The sequence below is a fragment of the Microbacterium excoecariae genome (assembly GCF_011326725.1).
GTDB lineage: Bacteria > Actinomycetota > Actinomycetes > Actinomycetales > Microbacteriaceae > Microbacterium > Microbacterium excoecariae.
Window position 1 is genome coordinate 1,448,272 of the sequence record NZ_JAANCO010000001.1, and the last position, 17,186, is coordinate 1,465,457.

The window sequence follows — 17,186 nt, forward strand, 5'->3', positions numbered from 1 at the left end:
ACATGACCCGCAACCGTGACGCCGAGGACCTCGCCGCACGCATCGCGACCCTGACGCAGAAGGTCGGGATCCTCGAGCGGCGTTCGCAGATCTCCCGGTCGACGGTGCAGATCGACGGCGCCCCCGTGAAGGTCCCGGACGCGCTCGGGCAGGGCGTCGCCGCGGCCGCGGCGACCGAGCTTCTCACCCAGGCGCAGGCCGAGCTCGACGAGCGTCTGACCGATGCCGGGACGGACCTCACCGCCGCGAAGGAACGTCTCGACGATGCGGAGCAACGCATCACGGACGCGTTCACGCAGCTCGAGGACACCGACCAGGCCGTCGGCGTGGCGATCGCGTCCAGCGTCGATGAGTACGTCGTCACCGGCTCTGCGACCGTCCCGCCCGGCGCGGGCGCGGCATGGTCGGAGGCGACGCCTGTGTGGGAGCCGGGGCAGTTCGTGTGGCGGCGCACGAAGAACACGCTCATCAACGGGACGATCACCTACTCCGCCCCGGCCGTGATGACCGGGGCCGACGGGGCGCCCGGGGAGGACGCCGTCACCCTGCGGGTGGATTCCTCCCGGGGCACGTCGTTCAAGAACAACGCCATCTCGACGGTACTCACGGTGACCGTGTTCGCCGGGGCGCAGCAGATCACGACCATCGACGCCCTGTGGGCGGCGTTCGGGTCGGGCGCGTACCTCGAGTGGTGGTGGCGTCGCCTCGATGACGCCGCGTTCGGTGTCATCTCTTCCGCGGACCCGCGCCTGTCACAGGCCGGGTTCGCGCTCACCGTCAGCCCGTCCGACGTGGACGAGCAGACCGTTTTCCAGTGCATCCTTCACACCTGACCAGGAGCCCCACATGGCACAGCGCGCTGCCGATCAGATCACCCTCACCGACCTCACCGACGGCGTCGCCGTCATGCTGTCCTCGGAGTCCTACGCGTTCCCGGGGACGGTGACGAACGCGATCGCCGGTTCGACGACCACGAAGATCCAGGCCGTGCAGGGCGGGGCGTATGTCGCCGCATCTGTCGCGGTCGGCGATGTCACGAAGCCGACCGGCGTCACCGTCACCAGCGACGGGCACGCGACCGCCCCGACTCTCACGATCGCGGTGGCCGCGTCGGTGACGACCGGCGGGGAGGTCGTCATCCCGGTGACCGTCGGTGGGCTGACGATCGAGAAGCGCTTCAGCTTCTCGATCGCGTTCAAGGGCACCACGGGCCAGAAGGGCGACACCGGTGATGCCGGCACCGACGCGACGATCGTGGGGCTGAAGAACGAGTCCCACGCGATCGTCACCTCCAGCTCCGGCGCAGTGTCGGGGGCGACGACGATCCAGGTGGATTTCTTCGGGTACGTCGGCGCGAACCGTGCTCCCGTGACCGCCGCGGTCGGCACCCTCCCGTCGGGCATGACCGTCGGCACGAACACCGCCGGAACGACCTCCGCCGACGGTGTCCTGACGTTGCAGGTCGCCAACGGTGCGACCCTCGGCGGCAACAACTCCGGCACCGTCGCGATCACACTCACCTGTGGCGGGACCGCCCGGGTGGTGCTGTTCTCGTGGGCGAAGGCCCGGCAGGGCGCGACCGGTTCCAAGGGCGACACAGGCGACAAGGGCGACACCGGAGACACGGGCGCCGACGGTGCCGCTGCGATCACCCTTGAGGTGTCGAGCTCCGGCGGTCTCGTGTTCAAGAACACCGCGATCGCGACGACGCTCACCGCGCACGTCTACGTCGGCGGCACCGAGGTCACCGGGGCGGCTCTCGCCGCCCTCGGCACCATCAACTGGTACGTCGACGGCGGCAGTACCCCCATCGACACGGGCTCGACGCTCACGATCTCCGCCGGGGAGGTCGACGACCGCGCCACCTTCGAAGCTCGTCTGGAGAACTGACCCATGCCCGTTCGCGCTTCCGACCGTGTCACCCTCGTGGTGCTGCCGGCACCGTCCTACGTGCGGACGTACTACCTGCTGCAGTCCTCCACGCTCGCCGCCCCAGCGGTGCCGACGACGAACCCGCCGGCGGCCCCGTGGACGATCACCGAGCCCGCGTACTCTGCCGGGTCGACGACCACGCTCTACACGGTGATGCTCACCGCGTACGGGGAGGCGGCGTTCGAGTACGGGCCCGTGCAGGTGTCGTCCTCCTACGAGGCAGCGAAGCAGGCGTACAACCGTGCCTCGACGGCGATCACCGCCGCGAACGGGCTCGCGAAGGTCATCCACTCGGTGACCTCCCCGTCCGGGTCCGCTCCGAAGAACTCCACCTGGTTCCAGCACCAGCAGGTCGGGACGAGCACGACGGACCTATCGGGGCCGGTCATCGCCCAGTGGACGCAGACCGCCTCTGGGACGGGGTCGACCTGGGTCGGGTCGGCGATCGCGTCGGAGGCGATCGCAAACCTCGATGTGGGCAAACTCACCGCCGGTAACGCCACTTTGTCGGATATCGTGGCGCAAGAGATCGCCGCGGCGTCGGCTCAGTTCCTCGCCATCGATGCCGCGCAGCTCACCGCTTCCGAGGCTGTCCTCGACGAAGCCACGGTGCAGAAGCTGTTCACCGACGTCGTCGTCGCCCAGACGGCTATCGCGGATGCGTTCATCGGTGAGAGCGCCCTGTTCGACGGGACGGTGACCGCACGCCTGCTCGACGTGGACGCCCTCAACGGCAAGGAAATCTACGGCGCGTACATCGAGGGCCCGCTGATCGCGTCGTCTGCGAACCTCGGTACCGGATCGAACGTCCTCACCGACCCGCGACTGTCCTCGACCGCGGACACCGCGTGGGTGGCATCCGGCTTCCTCGGCGATGACGAGGGGCACTACCAAGACGACGTGCTCACCTGGGACCAGTCCTGGCAGTACACCTCGATCATGGGCGAGGCGCAGACGCGCCGGAACCGCGGCAGCGTCCGCACCCGCACCGCGGTGAAACCGATCACCCGCCGCACGGGGTCGCTCGTGTTCAAGAACGACGCCTGGCTGCCCGCAAACCGCACGGTCACGAATCCGTTCAACTTCACCGACACGGGCTGGTATCCCACCCATGGCGGTGGGAAGTCCGATCCGACGTTCCTCGCGCATGACCTGCCGAATAACGCCTCCACGGTCGCCCGGACGACGTACCTCACCAACAGTGCCGTCACACCGATCACCGCCGGTGACGTGTGGCAGTACCAGTTGGCGTTCACGAGCGTCACCGAGCGGCGGGCGCCGTATCTGTCCGCATGGCTCGAGCTCGTAGACACCGCGGGCACCGTCCGCTGGTCCCGGCAGCTCACCACCGATGAACTGTCGAAAGCGACGAGCGTCCGCGGCTCGATCACGGCGGACTTCACCGCGAACGTGCAGTTGCGGGTGAAGGCAACCTACGTCGCAGGCGGCGGCGGGATCGAGCGCACTACCCAGTCCGGGGCGTTCGCCCGGCAGCTCATCGACGGCGCGCTCGACACGAACTACGAACCCCCGATCGGCACGTCGTACCCTCCGAACCGTGCCCCCGGCACGTCGTCGTCGGAGTACACGTGGAACAAGGGCGACCGGACCCTGCGCTACTGGGACTACGGCGGCCTCGAATGGCGCATCACCTCGGCGCTCCTGGCCCAGGCGTCGCCAGAGCGCGGGTTCCGACTCGCGTCGGAGGACGGCCTGGAACTGTTCGATTCGCTCGGCGCGCAGACCGGGCGCCTCGACGGCGAGGACAACTTCCTCGCCGGCACGTTCGCGACCGCCGAGTCGGGGGAACGCCTCGAGCTGTCCACGGGCGAGGTGCGCTGGTTCGACGCCTACGACACGCAAACAGAGGGCATCACCCCGAGCGACGTCGGCGACTGGCGGCGCACCAACGAACAGGCATCGCGCCTGCCGTGGGCAATGACCTCCGGCGGCCTGGGGCTGCCGCCGCTTGCCCCGGGGTCGAACACCGACATGACGGTGACGTTCCCGACCGGGCGATTCACGGTCGCGCCCGTGGTGACCCCGTCGGTTAGCCAGCAGCGCCTGCAGGTCGCCGTCGCGGACCGGACGGCCACCGGGTGCACGCTGCGCATCTGGAACGACCACCCGACAGCGACGATCAGCGGGCATTACGTCTACTGGTCGGCGATGCAGTTCACCGAAACGAATGCGAGCGGATGATGGCCGACCTCATCGACGACCACGTCCCGGCCTATCCGGCAGGGACTGTCACCTGCACGACGCCAGGGTGCGAGAACCAGGGCGTGCCGATCGAGGTGCCACCGTCAGACCTCGTCGTCTGCGGCGGGGGCTGCAACGTGCTCCTCACGATCGTGCCGTTCGAATGACCGGCCCCGTCACCTGCTCATTAATTCCGCGCCCTGCCGACCGGTGGGGCGTTTCTCATAGGGAGGGATCGTCATGACGGTTCTGTGGCCGAATGGGCGCACGACGCCGCCGAACTTCTCCTGGCAGGGGCAGTTCGGGCCGCGTGACGCGGACCTGTCGTTCGCGTCGTCTTACCACCGGGGGCAGGACTTCTACGGCCTCGGGATTGTCCGGGCGATCGCGGCGGGCACGGTCGTGCACTCCGGCACCCGGTCGGGTTGGTACGGCGGCGGGCAGATGGTGTGGATCCAGCACGACGGGTTCTTCTCCCGGTCCCTGCACCTCGCCTCCACCACCGTCACGGTCGGGCAGACGGTCGAGCCCGGCGACCCGATCGGTGTCGAGGGACACACCCCGCACGCCGCCGGGGTGATGGCCGTGCACCTGCACTTGGAGATCACGCTGGGCGCGTGGCATGCGGCGAACACGGGCCAGATCGACCCGCGCGCGTTCCTCGAGGAGCGCGTCGGCGAGGACACCACGGAGGCGCCTGCGGGCGTGGGCGGGGCATCACCCGATGACTCGCCAGACACGGCCGCAGACAGCGGCGAAGAGGAGGAGGACGACATGAAGCTCGTGCGCATCACCAACGGCATCCACGAGGGCCGGCATTACGCGATCGGCCAGGAGTACATCAAGCAGATCACGTCGAAGACCAGCGTGAAGCTCTACGAGGACGCGTTCAAGACGACCGAGCGGCCCGTGTCGCAGAAGACCCTCACCGCGATTCTGGGCATCCACGGCATCCCCTCGCACGTGATCTCCCGCGGCGGCGGGATCCTCGACGACCTGAACGGTCAGGGGAAGTTCGTCCGTGGGGGGACGTGGTCGACGGCGCAGAAGACGCAGCGCCTCGCCTACCTCGCCCAGAAGCGCTGACCAGCGCTTCGTGAGCACACCGCCGGGGAGGGCCTGAATGACAGCCGCGGACATCTTCACCCTCCTCGGCGGTTGGGTGTTCCCCATCATCGGCATCGTGATCGCCGGGCTCCTCGCGTTGCGCCCGAAGAAGGGCGACCTCGAGCACCGCCTCATCGACCAGCTCCAAGAACGCATCGAGGAGCAAGAGTCCCGACACGAGCGTCTCGAGTCGAAGGTCGACGCTCTCCGCGTCGAGATCCGTATCCGGGACGACTACATCCTCGTCCTCCGCCACGCGATCGATAACCGTCACGAACCACCCCCGCCGCCCTGGCCGGAAGGACTGCTATGACCACGACCGAGCTTCTCGACGCCAAACGTCGCGACGTCAGGCGAGCGGTGATCGGCATGATCGTCGCTCTGCTGCTCGTCATCGCGGGCGCCGGCGTGTGGATCGCCGACATCTCCCAGTCCCGCGACCGGTGGCGCGCCGACGCGGATGCCGCGTGGATCGCGCACCAGACGTTGTCGGAGACGTACTCCGAGCTCTACGACGAGTACGTGCGCGCCACCGGGCATCTCCCGGGCGCCGACACACCCTCGGACGCGACCGACACGAGCAACGCTCAAGCGGCGGCCCCGAGCGTCACGGGCGAACGCGGTCCGGCCGGCCCCGCTGGCCCCGCCGGCCCCCAGGGGGAGCGTGGCTTTCGCGGGTTCCCGGGTGACGACGGGGAGGACGGCGACGACGGCGAGACCGGGTCCCCAGGGGCCGACGGTGAGGCCGGCGCACCGGGGCTCCCCGGCCTACAGGGCGCCCAGGGCGAGCCTGGCGAGACGGGCCCCACCGGGCTCACCGGAGCCACGGGCGCGACCGGCTCCACCGGCGCGACCGGACCAGCCGGCGCTCAAGGCGACCGCGGCCCCGCGGGTCCCCAGGGCGCTGACGGCCGCGGAATCACCGCCCTCACCTGCGACGACACCGGCACGTGGCAGGTCACCTACACCGACGGCACCACCGAACCCGCAGGCACCTGCATCACAACAATCACGGAGGACCCCGAATGACGAACCTGACCAGCGCCGCCTGGTGGCGCGCCGCCGCGCTCCGCGCCCTCTACACCGCGATCGCCGTCGCCCTCCCGTACATGGGCGCCACGGTCGTCGCCGACGTCCCCTGGACCGCGATGGGCCTCGCCGCCGCGCTCGCGGCCGTCCTGTCGCTCGCGACGTCGCTCGCCGACCTCCCCGAGGTCGCTGGCGTCGACCTGGCGTGGTGGCTCGCGGCCGTCGAGCGCGTCGTGAAGACCTTCGCGCAGTCCCTCGCCGCCGGGCTCGCCGGCCCCATCCTGATCACCGACGTCGCCTGGCCCACAGTGCTGCAGGCGGCCGCGCTCTCGTCGCTCCTGTCGTTCCTGCGGCTGATCCTCGCCACGCTCCCGAACGACCCGACAGCGCCGCTCGCGGTGGTCAGCACCGATCACGCGGGCGACGCCTGATCCTGAACCGTCTTCGCCCCTCCTGGGTGAGCTGCCGACACCTGCAGGTGGCGGGCTCCCCGGGAGGGGCGATTTCGTCGTAGCCATTCCTTCCCGCCGGGAAGGGATGCGTGGTATACTTGTCAACGACAAGGCATCCAGTCTTGTCGCCGCTAACTCAATAAGGAGGCTTATGGACAAGGATCTGAAGATCCTTCTCCAGAAGCTCGCAGCGCAGAGCTGGGAGGAGCGCAGGACCAAGAAAGGTCTCTACGCGGTCCCCCCGGATCCGAGCAAGCCGATGGTTCTCATCCATCTCACGCCGTCCGACCGGCGAGCATGGAAGAACATGATGGCTCAGCTCAAGCGCTCCGGCTTCAAGGAGTAGGGCTAAGGAGCGGTGAGGGTAGACACTCTGGCAGGTGATCTGCCCTCACCGTAGCTCGGGTCCATGCCTTCATGCAACAGTTTGCGCTCACCACATATAATTGAAAGGACCCACACCATGACCTGGCACACCAGCGTCGCCTATAGGGCTCCTGCGCCGCTCGACCTTGACTTCGTTACTGAAGTTGCCGAGAGCCTTGCTGATCACTCCGCTGCTGCGACCATCGATCGCGACATGCAGGGCGGTAGCTTTGCTCTGTTCGTGGACGCAGAGACTCCCACGGCTGCCGCCGAACGTGCCGTCTCTCTCGTGTCGGGCCGTATCGATGGAGCCACCGTCGTCGGCATCGCCGTGCAGAGCGAGGACGCATTCGACGCTGAGCTTGCTCAGCCGATCTACCCTGAGGTTGTCGGCTATGCCGAGATCGCGAAGTTGGGAGGCGTGTCGCGCCAGCGTGCACGCCAGTGGGCCGCCAACCCCTCATTCCCGGACCCCGTGATCGAGACCGAGCAGGGCCCCCTCAGGGAGAAGGCCGCTGTCGTGAAGTGGCTTGATACTCGCAACACCCGCCCCGGCCGCCCGTCGGCCACCCTCACCGCTTCCTAGCCCGAAGCATTCGTGCACCGTCCTCCCCTCCTCAGCCTCCGGGAGGACGGTGCACTGGCATGGCGCCCCTCCTGCTTTGGCAGGAGGGGCCTTCGTCGTGTCTGGCATGATTCGGGCATGGTCAGCTTGCGAGTGAAGGAAGCCGCCGCGGATGAGGTCGTGAAGCAGCTCGGCTCCGGGCTGCGCGTTGCGCTCCAGCCGCGAACCGTGTTCGACGTGATTGTGAACGATGAGATCGTCACGACGCTGTCGCGGGCGCAGATGGCGGCCGAGGCGTCACGTGGCGACGACTTCGCGACGCTGCGGAATCGCGACAAGGACTACCGCGACGCGTTGATCGAGGTCGCGACGGAGCTCGCTGTCGAAGCTCTGATGGACCTCGGCGAAGACGGGGACTTCGACGACGCGGAGCGCATCGTGCGAATGCGGCGGGTCGCTGACTGCGTGCGGCAGGTACAGGTCCAGCTCCTGCAGACCGCGGCGCCCGTGATCGCGAGCTTCGATGACCCGCACGACGGTTGAGCCGCGAGCGGCGCGCCTGAGTCTCCCTGCCGAATGCATAGAGTGATGCCGTGAACAGTGAGGCAATGACACAGAGCTTCGACCTGCTGGTCGCGGCGGTCTTCGCCCTCATCGGGCTCTACGCGGCGCTGCGCGCAGTGACGAAGGGGCGCGCTTCTCGAGCGACTTGCAACGCGAGGACACACCGCGGGAGTGCATGCCGAGCCAAGAATCGTGCGCCCGAGCCGTGCCGATACGGGCACCCGGCCAGTTGGCCCGTGCACAATTTCGTCGGAGCCGTGCTTTCCCTCGTTGTCGGTGTTGCGCTGGTTGCGTTTCGCCCAATCGCTCAGGTCATCCTCCCGCAGTTGGGGGCTTGAGGCTCGAACTTCTCAGGTCAACGAATGCGCTCCTCCTGCTTAAGCACGAGGAGCGCATCCATTGGGCTAGGCGTCGGAATCCGTGACCCTCGTAAACTCAATCCGGCCTTGGGCGTCAGCTGGGCCCTCATTGGGATCTTCACCAGCGACACGAACGTAGGCCGTTGCCCCGGAACGGTCGGTGACGACGGCATAGACAGCGTGAACTCGCCCACCCGCATGGTCCTCGACCCACGACAGCGCGTCGCGAGCGGACTCGCATCCGGTTAGCATCCAGGCGTCAAGGTTCCATCCGTAATCCGGGTGTGACTGCTCCCAGAACTCGACTCTGTAGGTCGATGCGACCGTCCGAAAGTCATCGTTGCTGAGGCCTCCCGCGTGTGCTTGCATGCTGACAGGATACGTACATGAGATATTCGAGGGGGGAAATGTGAGTGTATTTTCGCGCGCGCGCAGAGCGGTTTATGTTGGACTTCTCGCGGCAACGGTGCTGGTGGCCGCGTCTGTCGCGCCAGCGGTCGCTGCATCTGACCAAACACGCGACCAGGTTCAGACTTTCTCGAGTGATGCGGTGACGATCAACGTGATACCCGCTCCTGACGAGGTAGGGCGAGCCACTGGGCTAGCCGATATCTCTGCGGCGCGCGTGGATTTCAATTGTTACGTTCAAGCGCAATATCCTCATGGCTCGACGCATGTGAGCGGAACGATCAACGTTGTCGTGACAACGAAGTGCGACGTACCGGTAGCGCGGATGCGCCTTGCGGCGGAGCTTTACCGTATTTCGCCGTACGCTCGCTATGTGGGCGTGCCGAAGGTAGACACGGACGTGATTTCGCTGAAGGCAAATGCGGCAACAAGTTGTTCCGCAGGCCCTGCAAAGTTTCAGGGTCTGGCCCTCGCTACGATTCAACCGCCTGCAGGGTTCAAGCTTCGTGGTTCGCCAAGCAGGACGGAGCGCGGGCTTGTGCGCTCGGTTGCGTGCGGCCAGGCCTTTGCCGCAGCTGATGCAGGTGGTGGCGACATAGCCGAGTCCTGGACGTTGAATTTCGTTCGAGCAGATGCGGAATCTGACTAGTCAGTAGTAGCTCGTCTTCACGGGGGCAGACCCAATACCCGTGAGCGAGAGCGAAAGCGCCCCTCTTGCTTCGGTAGGAGGGGCGCTTGCGTCGTTCACCAGGGGTCGACGGCTCCGCGCCATACCCAGGCGCGTAGGACGTGGTTGTGGATGCGTGTCTCGATGCCGACGGCGTGGTCGGTCCACCTGCACGCGCGCACTGTGACGCGCACGTCGGTCGTGCCGAACCTCAACCAGGCGCGGGTGATGGGCTGGTGGCGTTCGGGGGCGACGGTGAGCGGGTGGGCGTGGAGAGCGAGCTGCTCTGGGGTGAGGGACTGCAGCGGCCCGGCCTTGGCGGCGTCGCGGAGCTCGCGTTCCTCGCGGAGCTTCTCGCCGTGCTCGGGGTATCGCCGATTGCCGCCCATGCATGCGAGTTTAGAACATTTGTTCGATGTGCCCTCGTGTGTGCAGGTGATCGCGTGGCCCCTCGGTTGCATAATACATCGTCACGATGTAAACTGGGGCTACAACAACAGAGAGGAGGAAGGGATGACAGAACCCGAGAAGCCGAACTGGTGGGACCGGATCACGAAGCTCATCGCATCAGTCGCCGCACTGATCTCAGCGATCGCACTCCTGATCGGGAACCTGAACCGGTAAGGCGAGAGGGGATCGGAACTAGTCTCAGTAGCTCCGATCCCCTCGTCGAGGGCTATCATCCCAGATCACCATGAGAACACTGCTCACCTTGATCGCTGCGGTCCTCGCGCTCGTGGCCGCTGTCCTCGCGTTTCCCGTGAGCGCGCTGGCCGGGACGTTCGCTGGCGCGGCCGGGGTATTCGCCCTCGCCGCCGTCGTGTTCGGTCGCGACCGGACAGGCGGCGCATGACGGCCTACCTGTCCCGGAAGCAGGTCGCCGAGCGGCTCGGTGTCGCCCCGGCGTCGCTCAGCCGGTACAAGCTCCCCGAGCCCGACGCGACGATCGGCGACGTGCGGGGATGGTTGCCCGACACGATCGACGCCTGGAACGAATCGCGCCCCGGCTCCGGCCGGTGGCGCTGAACCGCGACGCGCTCCCGCACGGCCGCGCCGACGGGGTGGCCGGCGACGCCTCGCGACTCGGCGTCGTCACGGCGCGCAGATCCCGCCGTCGTCCACCTCGTCGACGTCTGCGCCCGGCAGCGACGGATGGGTGGGTCCACTCACCGGCCTCACCACCTCTATGACGACGCCCCGGGTGCTGCTCTACACGAGCGGTACTCGGGGGCTTTCGACGTTCACCAGGGGTCGACGGCTCCGCGCCATACCCAGGCACGCAGGACGTGGCCGTCGATGCGTGTCTCGATGCCTACGGCGTGGTCGGTCCGTCTGCATGCGCGGACGGTGGTGCTAGGCCGCCGGGGAGAAGTGCTGTCGCACGAGCCTTTCGCTGGCGGCGCTGTCGTTGTCGGTGACGGCCGTCGCCAGCGCGGTGAGCATCTCCGCGACGCTGGACTGGTCGTGCCCACCCATGGTGACGCCCGCGAGGGCGTGGGCGGAGACGATGTCGATGTTGGTGGCGAAGATCCGCGCGATGCTGTTCGGCGATAGCAGGAAGGTGAGTCGCAGGGCGGCGAGTTGTGCCGCCGAGACGTCGCCGTCGCGGTCGAGGCGGAACGCGATGGCCGTGAAGGAGTCCGCGAGATCCGAGCGTCTCGTCGCGCTCATCTGCGGGAGGACCATGCGCAGCGTCATGGCGGCGTAGTGAGTCGCATATTCGATCGTGTCGGAGACTTCCTTCCCCGGGACCCTTCTCACCTGTGGCGAGCGGCTGGAGCGGATCTGAACGATCCCGAGACGTGCGAGACGCTGCACCGCTTCTCGGATGGGGGTCTTCGATGTCCCCCATTTCGCCGCGAGTTCTCCGTCGAGGATCTTGTCACCCACGGCGAGCTCCCCCGACGTGATGGCTGCGAGGATGCGCGCGAAGGCGACGTCCGCGAGCCGCTCGTTGTGCAGATAGATGGGATCCATAGCGCCCACCGCCCTCTCGTCTGCTTGGGATCGCATGAGAGCTCAGACGAGATCGCGGTCAACAGTGGTCCGGCGAGTCTCACGGCTAGAGCGACAGAACGCAAATCGGCCGGGTGGCTGAATGATTGTCTCGACGGGTCCACCACCTCGATGATCGCCAGCAAGGGTCTCTACGAGACCCCGGGCGACGTGGAGATGCGTCTCAGCACCTGGCCGGGGCAGCTTGCGAAGTGCTCCTACCTGTGACGGAGCGGGGCGCTTCGCATGTCGAGCGGACTATTCGGGCTCGTCCACCTCGTCGACGTCCTCGCCCGGGAGAGGCGGATCCGCGCGGTACTGCTCGAGCGCCTCGATCAGCTCGGTGACGTTGCCGCAGGCGGCGATGTCGAGGAGGTCGCGGACCTCAGACCAGACGAGACGACGGGGCATATCCCGGGCCTTCTACGGAACTCGGCGCTTACTCGTCCCACATCGGCTCGTTGCGCGCGTGCGCACGGATTTCCCCGACGTCCGCTGCGGCATCGGGCGTGTTCTCGCTCCGAGCAGGTCGCGGGCGGAGTGGCGGAATCGTCGCGGGGCGCTCGAACCAGTTGTCAGGGAGCTCGTGGGCCTTCTGCGCCTGCACCGTTATCTGCGCCGCGATCATGCTCCCCTTGATCTTCAGCCATACGGCGGCGACCTGGCCCTGTTCTGCGAGGTGTCGAACGGCCGGGAGGAAGTTTTCGCTCATGCTCGGCGTCATCTGCCCGACGCGCTCGCCGTCGATGCGGACTTCGATGTAGGCCTTGGGCTCGGCGCGGGCGGGAGAAGTGCGTTCTTCGACAATGGTGCCGATGGCGAGGCTCTCCCCGTTCTGGAGGTGCTCTCCGATGACGTCGAGGTGGTTCTCCTCGCCGCTCACCTGAACCGCTCTTGCCCACGGAAGCAGGCTGTACGGGGCTTCGGGCGGATTGTTGGTAGGTGCGAGCATGCCGGGGGCGTTGAGCGCGAGCGTGATGCGCGCTCTGCCCTTGGCTTTGGAGCCGTCCCAATCGCGGCGCTGTGTGGTCCAGATCCGGGCGCGCGTGGAGGGTGAGACGCCGGCCGCGACGAGGTCTGCGAGCGGCGCGTGATACTCGGCGGCCTGTTCGCGCTCGAGGTATCCGACATGCTGGCCGTTGATGATGACCATGACGGCGTTGCTGTCGTGCGGGTTGGTCGGTTCGGGGAGGAGCTCGGCTGCGATCGCGTCGATCACGATTTCTTCATCGATGCGGGGGCGTTGACCGATCGCGCGCCACAGCGCGTCGATCCGCGCGAATTCGCCTGCGACTTCGACAGACGGCCAGGAATCCCATCCCACGAGCGCGTACTTGGTGGCCGATGTGCTGACCTGCCCGCGCCCTGCGCGAGTCGCTCTGCGCGCGGTAGGCGCCGCGGGCGTAACCGCAGATGCTTCCTCACGCTCTGGTGTCACGATCTCCCGTGCCGAGGGCGCGGGCGCCGACTGTGTGGGTGCCGGGGGACGGGGCGGGATCACCTGGTTGCCGTTGTGCGGTACCTGCTCGGATCGCGATCGCCGCTCCTCGCCAGACCGCTTTGGCTCCGGCTTCACGCTCGCGTAAAAGTAAACAAACGCGGCGATGAGACCTGCGATCACGAGCCATGGGCCGACGGCAGGAATACTGCCGATCAGAATCGCGGCCAGCGTCACGATGACCCAGTAGACCCACGCGGGCATTCCAAGGGGGTAGCGCTTCATGGCCGGGAGTATATCGACAGCCCGGAGACCATGAGTAAGGGATCTCACCGTGCGGCGAGTTCGGCGTCGCGGGCGGCGTGTGCACCTGCTCGCCCGCGGAGGTCCGGCGCTACGCCGCGAAGATCTCCGGCCCGCTCCTCGATCGCGTCGACATCGACCTGCGCCTCGCGCGCGTGTCCCGTCTCGGCGGGCCGGGGCGCGGCCGCACGACGACCGCGGCGGCGCGCGGGCGGGTGCGCGCGGCGCGCGAGCGGGCGGCCGAACGCTGGCGCGACACCCCCTGGCGCACGAACGCGGAGGTGCCGGGGACCTGGCTACGCGAGAGCCCGCACCGGCTCGCCGGTGAGGCAAGGCGGACGCTCGACGGCGCGCTCGAAAGGGGCCTGGTGACCCTCCGGGCATACGACCGCGTCGCGCGGGTGTCCTGGACGCTCGCCGACCTCGCCGGCCGCGATCGTCCCGAGGTCGCCGACGTCGGGCGCGCGCTGTTCCTCAAGAAGGGAGTGGCGGCGTGAGCGATCTCGTGAGCGCGCGGGCGCGCGCCGCGGCGCGTGCCTGGTGGGGCGACGACGACGAACGCCTGGCGCGGGTGGTGTGGTCCGTACTCGCCGAACCGGGCGACGGCGTCGCGGGCGCCCTGCGCGCGGCGTACGGCGCGGCGGGCGCGCTCGAGCGCGTCGCCGATCCGGCCCCGGACGCGCCGCGCGCCGTGCGGGAGGGCATCCTGCGGTGGCGGGCGCGGTGGGACTCGGCACGCGTGGAGGCGGCCGTCGCGATCGGCGCGCGCCGCGGCCTCTCCCTCGTGATCCCCGGCGACCCGGCGTGGCCGGAGGGACTCGCGGATCTGGGCGCGCACGCGCCGGCGTGTCTCTGGGTGCGCGGCGACCCCGCGGCCCTGTCGCGGCCGCGATCGGCGGCGCTCGTCGGGGCGCGCGCGGCCACGGCGTACGGCGAGCACGTGACCGCCGAGATCGCGGGCGACCTCGCGCGGTCGGGCGTCACGGTCGTCTCCGGGGCCGCGTACGGCATCGACGGCGCCGCTCATCGCGCCGCGCTCCAGGGCGCGGGGCCGACGATCGCGTACGTCGCCGGCGGGGCGGATCGCGTCTACCCCGCGGGGCACGCGGCGCTCCTGGAGCAGATCGCCCGAGCGGGCGCGGTGGCCGCGGAATGCCCGCCGGGGACGACCCCCACCCGCTGGCGGTTCCTCGCGCGCAACCGGCTCATCGCCGCGCACGCGGCGGCGACCGTCATCGTGGAGGCGGGCGCGCGTAGCGGCAGCATCAACACGGCGGGGCACGCGGCCGCGCTCGGGCGCCCCCTTGGAGCGGTGCCCGGCCCCGTGACGAGCTCGACCTCGTCGGGCTGTCATCGCCTGCTGAGGGAGTACGCGGCCATCTGCATCACCCGCGCGGCCGACGTGCGCGAGCTCCTCGGCGAGGCCGATCCGGCCCCGCCCGCCGCGGCGGATCCGCCGCCCGAGGTCGTCCGCGTGGCCGACGCGCTCACGCGGCGGCGGGCGCAGGGCGTCGGCGAGATCGCGGCGCGGAGCGGGTTGGCGCCGGACGAAGTCGAATCGGCGCTCGGGCTCCTCGCCCTCGAGGGAGCCGCGCGGCGCACCGCCGAGGGATGGCTCGAGGCGTGAGTCAGCGCAGCAGGCCGACGACCTCGGCCCGGGTGCGCGCGCCCGTGCGCCGCAGGATCTGGGACACGTGGTACTTCACGGTGTGCTCGCTGATGCCGACCTCGCGCGCGATGTCAGCATTGCGCGCCCCCGTCGCGAGGAGCGCGGCGACCTCCCGCTCGCGGGGCGTGAGGGCCCCCAGCGCGTCGCCGTCGATCGCGGGCGGCGGGTCGAGCGGGATCGTGATGCGCACGTCCGTGCCCCAGCCGGGCGTGGCCGTCACGGTCATGTCGCCGGCCAGGCCCGCGACGTGTTCGGCGATGGGGCGGAGCCCGTCGTCGTGTGCGGCGCGATCTCCCGCGCCGTCGTCGCGGATGCCGATGAGGAGGTTGCGGCCGTCGCAGTCCCACTGGATCCGGATCCGTCGCGCGCTCGAGGCATCGACGGTCGCGAGGACCGCGTTGCGGACGATCGCCCGCGCCGCGTGCGCCACGTCCCCGGGCAGGGCGCGCCCGTTCTCCGGCGGCTCGACGAACTGCACGTCCAGGTCGCCGTAGGTCATGAGCGGGCGGAGGTCCCGCGTCAGGCGCGCGAACGCGCCCGCGACGGGCTCGAGCACCCCCGCCTCGCGTTCGTCGGAGGCGGCGCGGAGGTCGACAAGCGCGGCGGCGGCGATGTCGATGGCCGTCTGCCGCGCGCCGCGGTCCGAGGCGGTGCGCGAGCGCAGGACAGCCAGCAGGCTCTCGAGCGTCAGGGCGTGACGGTCGGCGATGTCGCGGGCGGCGCGCGCGGCCTCGCCGGCGGACGGGGGAGGGAACACGTGCCCCACGCTACCCGAACGGCGGGGCCCTCCCCGAACGGTTAGGGCGCCCTGCCGAACGGGCGGGCGCACGCGGGCGGCGCCCGCGCGAGCATGGGCCACATGAGCACGCAGACCCCGACGGCGCCCGGAACCGACCCCCGCGACGCGCGGGCGCTCATCGCGGGCGAGGTGGACCGCGTGCTGCGCGGACTGCCGCCGCTCGGCGAACTCGCGGACGCCGTCGCGGCCGCGGAGCGCGTCTTCGTCCACGGCGCGGGCCGCTCGGGCATCGCGCTGCGCATGACCGCCATGCGGCTCGCGCACCTCGGGCTGCGCGTCCACGTCGTCGGCGACGCGACGACCCCCGCCATCGCCCGAGGTGATCTGCTCCTCGTCGCGAGCGGATCCGGCACGACGGGCGGCATCGTCCGCGCGGCGGAGGCGGCGCGCGCGGCCGGCGCCCGCGTGGCGGTCTGGACGACCGCGTCCGATTCCCCGCTCGGCCGCCTCGCCGACGTGGTCGCCGTCGTTCCCGCCGCCGCGAAACAGGACCGGTCGGAAGCCGCGAGCGCGCAATACGCCGGGAGCCTCTTCGAGCAGGCGGTGGTCCTCGCGGGCGACGCGCTGTTTCACGAGCTCTGGCGCGCGGGCGGGCAGAGCGCCGACGAGCTGTGGCCCCGCCACGCAAACCTCGAGTAACCCTCCCTCCGATCCCCCTTCCGATACGACAAAGGACCCCCATGAAGATTCAGTTCGCCATCGACACGCTGACGACCGCTCAGGCGCTCGAGCTCGCCGCCGCGGCCGCGCCGCACGTCGACGTCCTCGAGCTCGGCACGCCCCTGATCAAGAGCGAGGGCCTCCGCGCCGTCACCGCGATGCGGGAGGCGCACCCCGACAAGGTGATCTTCGCAGACCTCAAGACGATGGATGCGGGCGCCCTCGAGGCGGACATCGCCTTCCAGGCCGGCGCCGACCTCGTGACGGTGCTCGGCTCGGCCGACGACTCGACGATCGCGGGCGCCGTCGAGGCCGCTCGTTCGCACGGCAAGGGCGTCGTGGTGGACCTCATCGGAGTCGCCGACAAGGCCGCGCGGGCGGCCGAGGTCGTCGCGCTCGGCGCGACCTCGGTCGAGATGCACGCGGGCCTCGACGAACAGGCCCAGGATGGTTACGCGCTCGAGGACCTGCTCGCCGCCGGCCGCGCCGCGGGCGTGCCGTTCTCGGTAGCCGGAGGCGTGAATGCCTCCTCGATCGCCGACGTCGCCGCCTCCGGAGCGCACACGGCGGTGGCGGGCGGGGCGATTTACGGCGCCCCGGACGTCGCCGCGGCCGCCGCGGAGCTCCGCGCCGCGCTGGCCTGATCCGCGCGCCCCGCACGCGAGAGCGAT

Annotated in this window: 23 protein-coding genes; 18 read left to right on the forward strand and 5 right to left on the reverse strand. The window is 69.4% G+C overall.

Annotated features, from left to right (window positions below):
• Positions 1–2 precede the first annotated feature (2 nt).
• From G8E01_RS06695 to G8E01_RS06750, 12 genes are all read left to right on the forward strand, one after another.
• Complete coding sequence (locus tag G8E01_RS06695; protein WP_166317568.1) at positions 3–833, forward strand: hypothetical protein; 831 nt, start codon at positions 3–5, stop codon at positions 831–833.
• A 13-nt stretch (positions 834–846) separates the two neighbouring features.
• Positions 847–1,890, forward strand: a complete 1,044-nt coding sequence (locus G8E01_RS06700) for a hypothetical protein (RefSeq protein WP_166317571.1) — start codon at positions 847–849, stop codon at positions 1,888–1,890.
• 3 nt (positions 1,891–1,893) lie between these two features.
• Complete coding sequence (locus G8E01_RS06705; protein WP_166317574.1) at positions 1,894–4,134, forward strand: hypothetical protein; 2,241 nt, start codon at positions 1,894–1,896, stop codon at positions 4,132–4,134.
• Positions 4,131–4,301, forward strand: coding sequence for a hypothetical protein (locus G8E01_RS06710; RefSeq protein ID WP_166317577.1), 171 nt, complete (start codon positions 4,131–4,133; stop codon positions 4,299–4,301). The genes G8E01_RS06705 and G8E01_RS06710 overlap by 4 nt, the downstream gene beginning before the upstream one ends.
• A 73-nt stretch (positions 4,302–4,374) precedes the next feature.
• Entirely contained in the window at positions 4,375–5,220 is an 846-nt protein-coding gene (locus G8E01_RS06715; protein ID WP_166317580.1) for a M23 family metallopeptidase, read from the forward strand.
• A 37-nt stretch (positions 5,221–5,257) separates the two neighbouring features.
• The gene (locus tag G8E01_RS06720; RefSeq protein WP_166317583.1) at positions 5,258–5,554 is read left to right on the forward strand and encodes a hypothetical protein; all 297 of its coding nucleotides are present in this window, start codon (positions 5,258–5,260) and stop codon (positions 5,552–5,554) included.
• Positions 5,551–6,270: a collagen-like domain-containing protein gene (locus G8E01_RS06725; protein ID WP_166317586.1), complete on the forward strand. Its 720-nt coding sequence runs from the start codon at positions 5,551–5,553 to the stop codon at positions 6,268–6,270. The genes G8E01_RS06720 and G8E01_RS06725 overlap by 4 nt, the downstream gene beginning before the upstream one ends.
• Positions 6,267–6,701, forward strand: a complete 435-nt coding sequence (locus G8E01_RS06730; protein ID WP_166317588.1) for a holin — start codon at positions 6,267–6,269, stop codon at positions 6,699–6,701. The genes G8E01_RS06725 and G8E01_RS06730 overlap by 4 nt, the downstream gene beginning before the upstream one ends.
• A 172-nt stretch (positions 6,702–6,873) precedes the next feature.
• Complete coding sequence (locus tag G8E01_RS06735) at positions 6,874–7,068, forward strand: hypothetical protein (protein WP_166317591.1); 195 nt, start codon at positions 6,874–6,876, stop codon at positions 7,066–7,068.
• A 117-nt stretch (positions 7,069–7,185) separates the two neighbouring features.
• Positions 7,186–7,674 (forward strand): hypothetical protein, encoded by a 489-nt coding sequence (locus G8E01_RS06740; protein WP_166317594.1) that lies wholly within the window; start codon positions 7,186–7,188, stop codon positions 7,672–7,674.
• A 117-nt stretch (positions 7,675–7,791) separates the two neighbouring features.
• Positions 7,792–8,196: a hypothetical protein gene (locus G8E01_RS06745; RefSeq protein ID WP_166317597.1), complete on the forward strand. Its 405-nt coding sequence runs from the start codon at positions 7,792–7,794 to the stop codon at positions 8,194–8,196.
• A gap of 930 nt (positions 8,197–9,126) precedes the next feature.
• The gene (locus G8E01_RS06750) at positions 9,127–9,633 is read left to right on the forward strand and encodes a hypothetical protein (RefSeq protein WP_166317600.1); all 507 of its coding nucleotides are present in this window, start codon (positions 9,127–9,129) and stop codon (positions 9,631–9,633) included.
• A gap of 95 nt (positions 9,634–9,728) precedes the next feature.
• On the opposite strand, the gene G8E01_RS06755 is transcribed toward G8E01_RS06750, so the two are convergent.
• Positions 9,729–10,040 (reverse strand): hypothetical protein, encoded by a 312-nt coding sequence (locus G8E01_RS06755; RefSeq protein WP_166317603.1) that lies wholly within the window; start codon positions 10,038–10,040, stop codon positions 9,729–9,731.
• Between the two features lie 305 nt (positions 10,041–10,345).
• On the opposite strand from G8E01_RS06755, the gene G8E01_RS06760 reads away from it, so the two are divergent.
• Positions 10,346–10,504 carry a hypothetical protein gene (locus tag G8E01_RS06760; protein WP_166317608.1) on the forward strand — a complete coding sequence of 53 codons (159 nt, stop codon included), beginning with the start codon at positions 10,346–10,348 and terminating at the stop codon, positions 10,502–10,504.
• Complete coding sequence (locus G8E01_RS06765; protein ID WP_166317613.1) at positions 10,501–10,677, forward strand: helix-turn-helix transcriptional regulator; 177 nt, start codon at positions 10,501–10,503, stop codon at positions 10,675–10,677. The genes G8E01_RS06760 and G8E01_RS06765 overlap by 4 nt, the downstream gene beginning before the upstream one ends.
• Positions 10,678–11,004: 327 nt before the next feature.
• Here G8E01_RS06765 and G8E01_RS06770 read toward each other — a convergent pair whose 3' ends face one another.
• The 3 genes from G8E01_RS06770 to G8E01_RS06780 form a co-directional block, all read right to left on the reverse strand.
• Positions 11,005–11,664, reverse strand: coding sequence for a GntR family transcriptional regulator (locus G8E01_RS06770; RefSeq protein ID WP_338100762.1), 660 nt, complete (start codon positions 11,662–11,664; stop codon positions 11,005–11,007).
• A gap of 240 nt (positions 11,665–11,904) precedes the next feature.
• The gene (locus G8E01_RS06775) at positions 11,905–12,057 is read right to left on the reverse strand and encodes a hypothetical protein (protein WP_166317621.1); all 153 of its coding nucleotides are present in this window, start codon (positions 12,055–12,057) and stop codon (positions 11,905–11,907) included.
• Between the two features lie 28 nt (positions 12,058–12,085).
• Positions 12,086–13,369 carry an HIRAN domain-containing protein gene (locus G8E01_RS06780; RefSeq protein WP_166317624.1) on the reverse strand — a complete coding sequence of 428 codons (1,284 nt, stop codon included), beginning with the start codon at positions 13,367–13,369 and terminating at the stop codon, positions 12,086–12,088.
• Positions 13,370–13,410: 41 nt separating this feature from the next.
• Between G8E01_RS06780 and G8E01_RS06785 the strand changes: the two genes are divergently transcribed.
• The gene (locus G8E01_RS06785) at positions 13,411–13,884 is read left to right on the forward strand and encodes a magnesium chelatase subunit ChlI family protein (RefSeq protein WP_338100808.1); all 474 of its coding nucleotides are present in this window, start codon (positions 13,411–13,413) and stop codon (positions 13,882–13,884) included.
• Entirely contained in the window at positions 13,881–15,014 is a 1,134-nt protein-coding gene (gene dprA / locus G8E01_RS06790) for a DNA-processing protein DprA (RefSeq protein WP_166317627.1), read from the forward strand. Before G8E01_RS06785 ends, dprA begins: the two co-directional genes overlap by 4 nt.
• Before the next feature lies 1 nt (position 15,015).
• Here the strand turns inward: dprA and G8E01_RS13035 are convergent, their stop codons facing one another.
• Entirely contained in the window at positions 15,016–15,813 is a 798-nt protein-coding gene (locus G8E01_RS13035) for a LuxR C-terminal-related transcriptional regulator (RefSeq protein WP_166317630.1), read from the reverse strand.
• Positions 15,814–15,915: 102 nt separating this feature from the next.
• Between G8E01_RS13035 and hxlB the strand changes: the two genes are divergently transcribed.
• Together hxlB and hxlA are read left to right on the forward strand one after the other, a co-directional pair.
• Positions 15,916–16,494 (forward strand): 6-phospho-3-hexuloisomerase, encoded by a 579-nt coding sequence (gene hxlB, locus G8E01_RS06800; protein ID WP_166317633.1) that lies wholly within the window; start codon positions 15,916–15,918, stop codon positions 16,492–16,494.
• A 41-nt stretch (positions 16,495–16,535) separates the two neighbouring features.
• Entirely contained in the window at positions 16,536–17,159 is a 624-nt protein-coding gene (gene hxlA, locus G8E01_RS06805; protein ID WP_166317636.1) for a 3-hexulose-6-phosphate synthase, read from the forward strand.
• Positions 17,160–17,186: the final 27 nt, after the last annotated feature.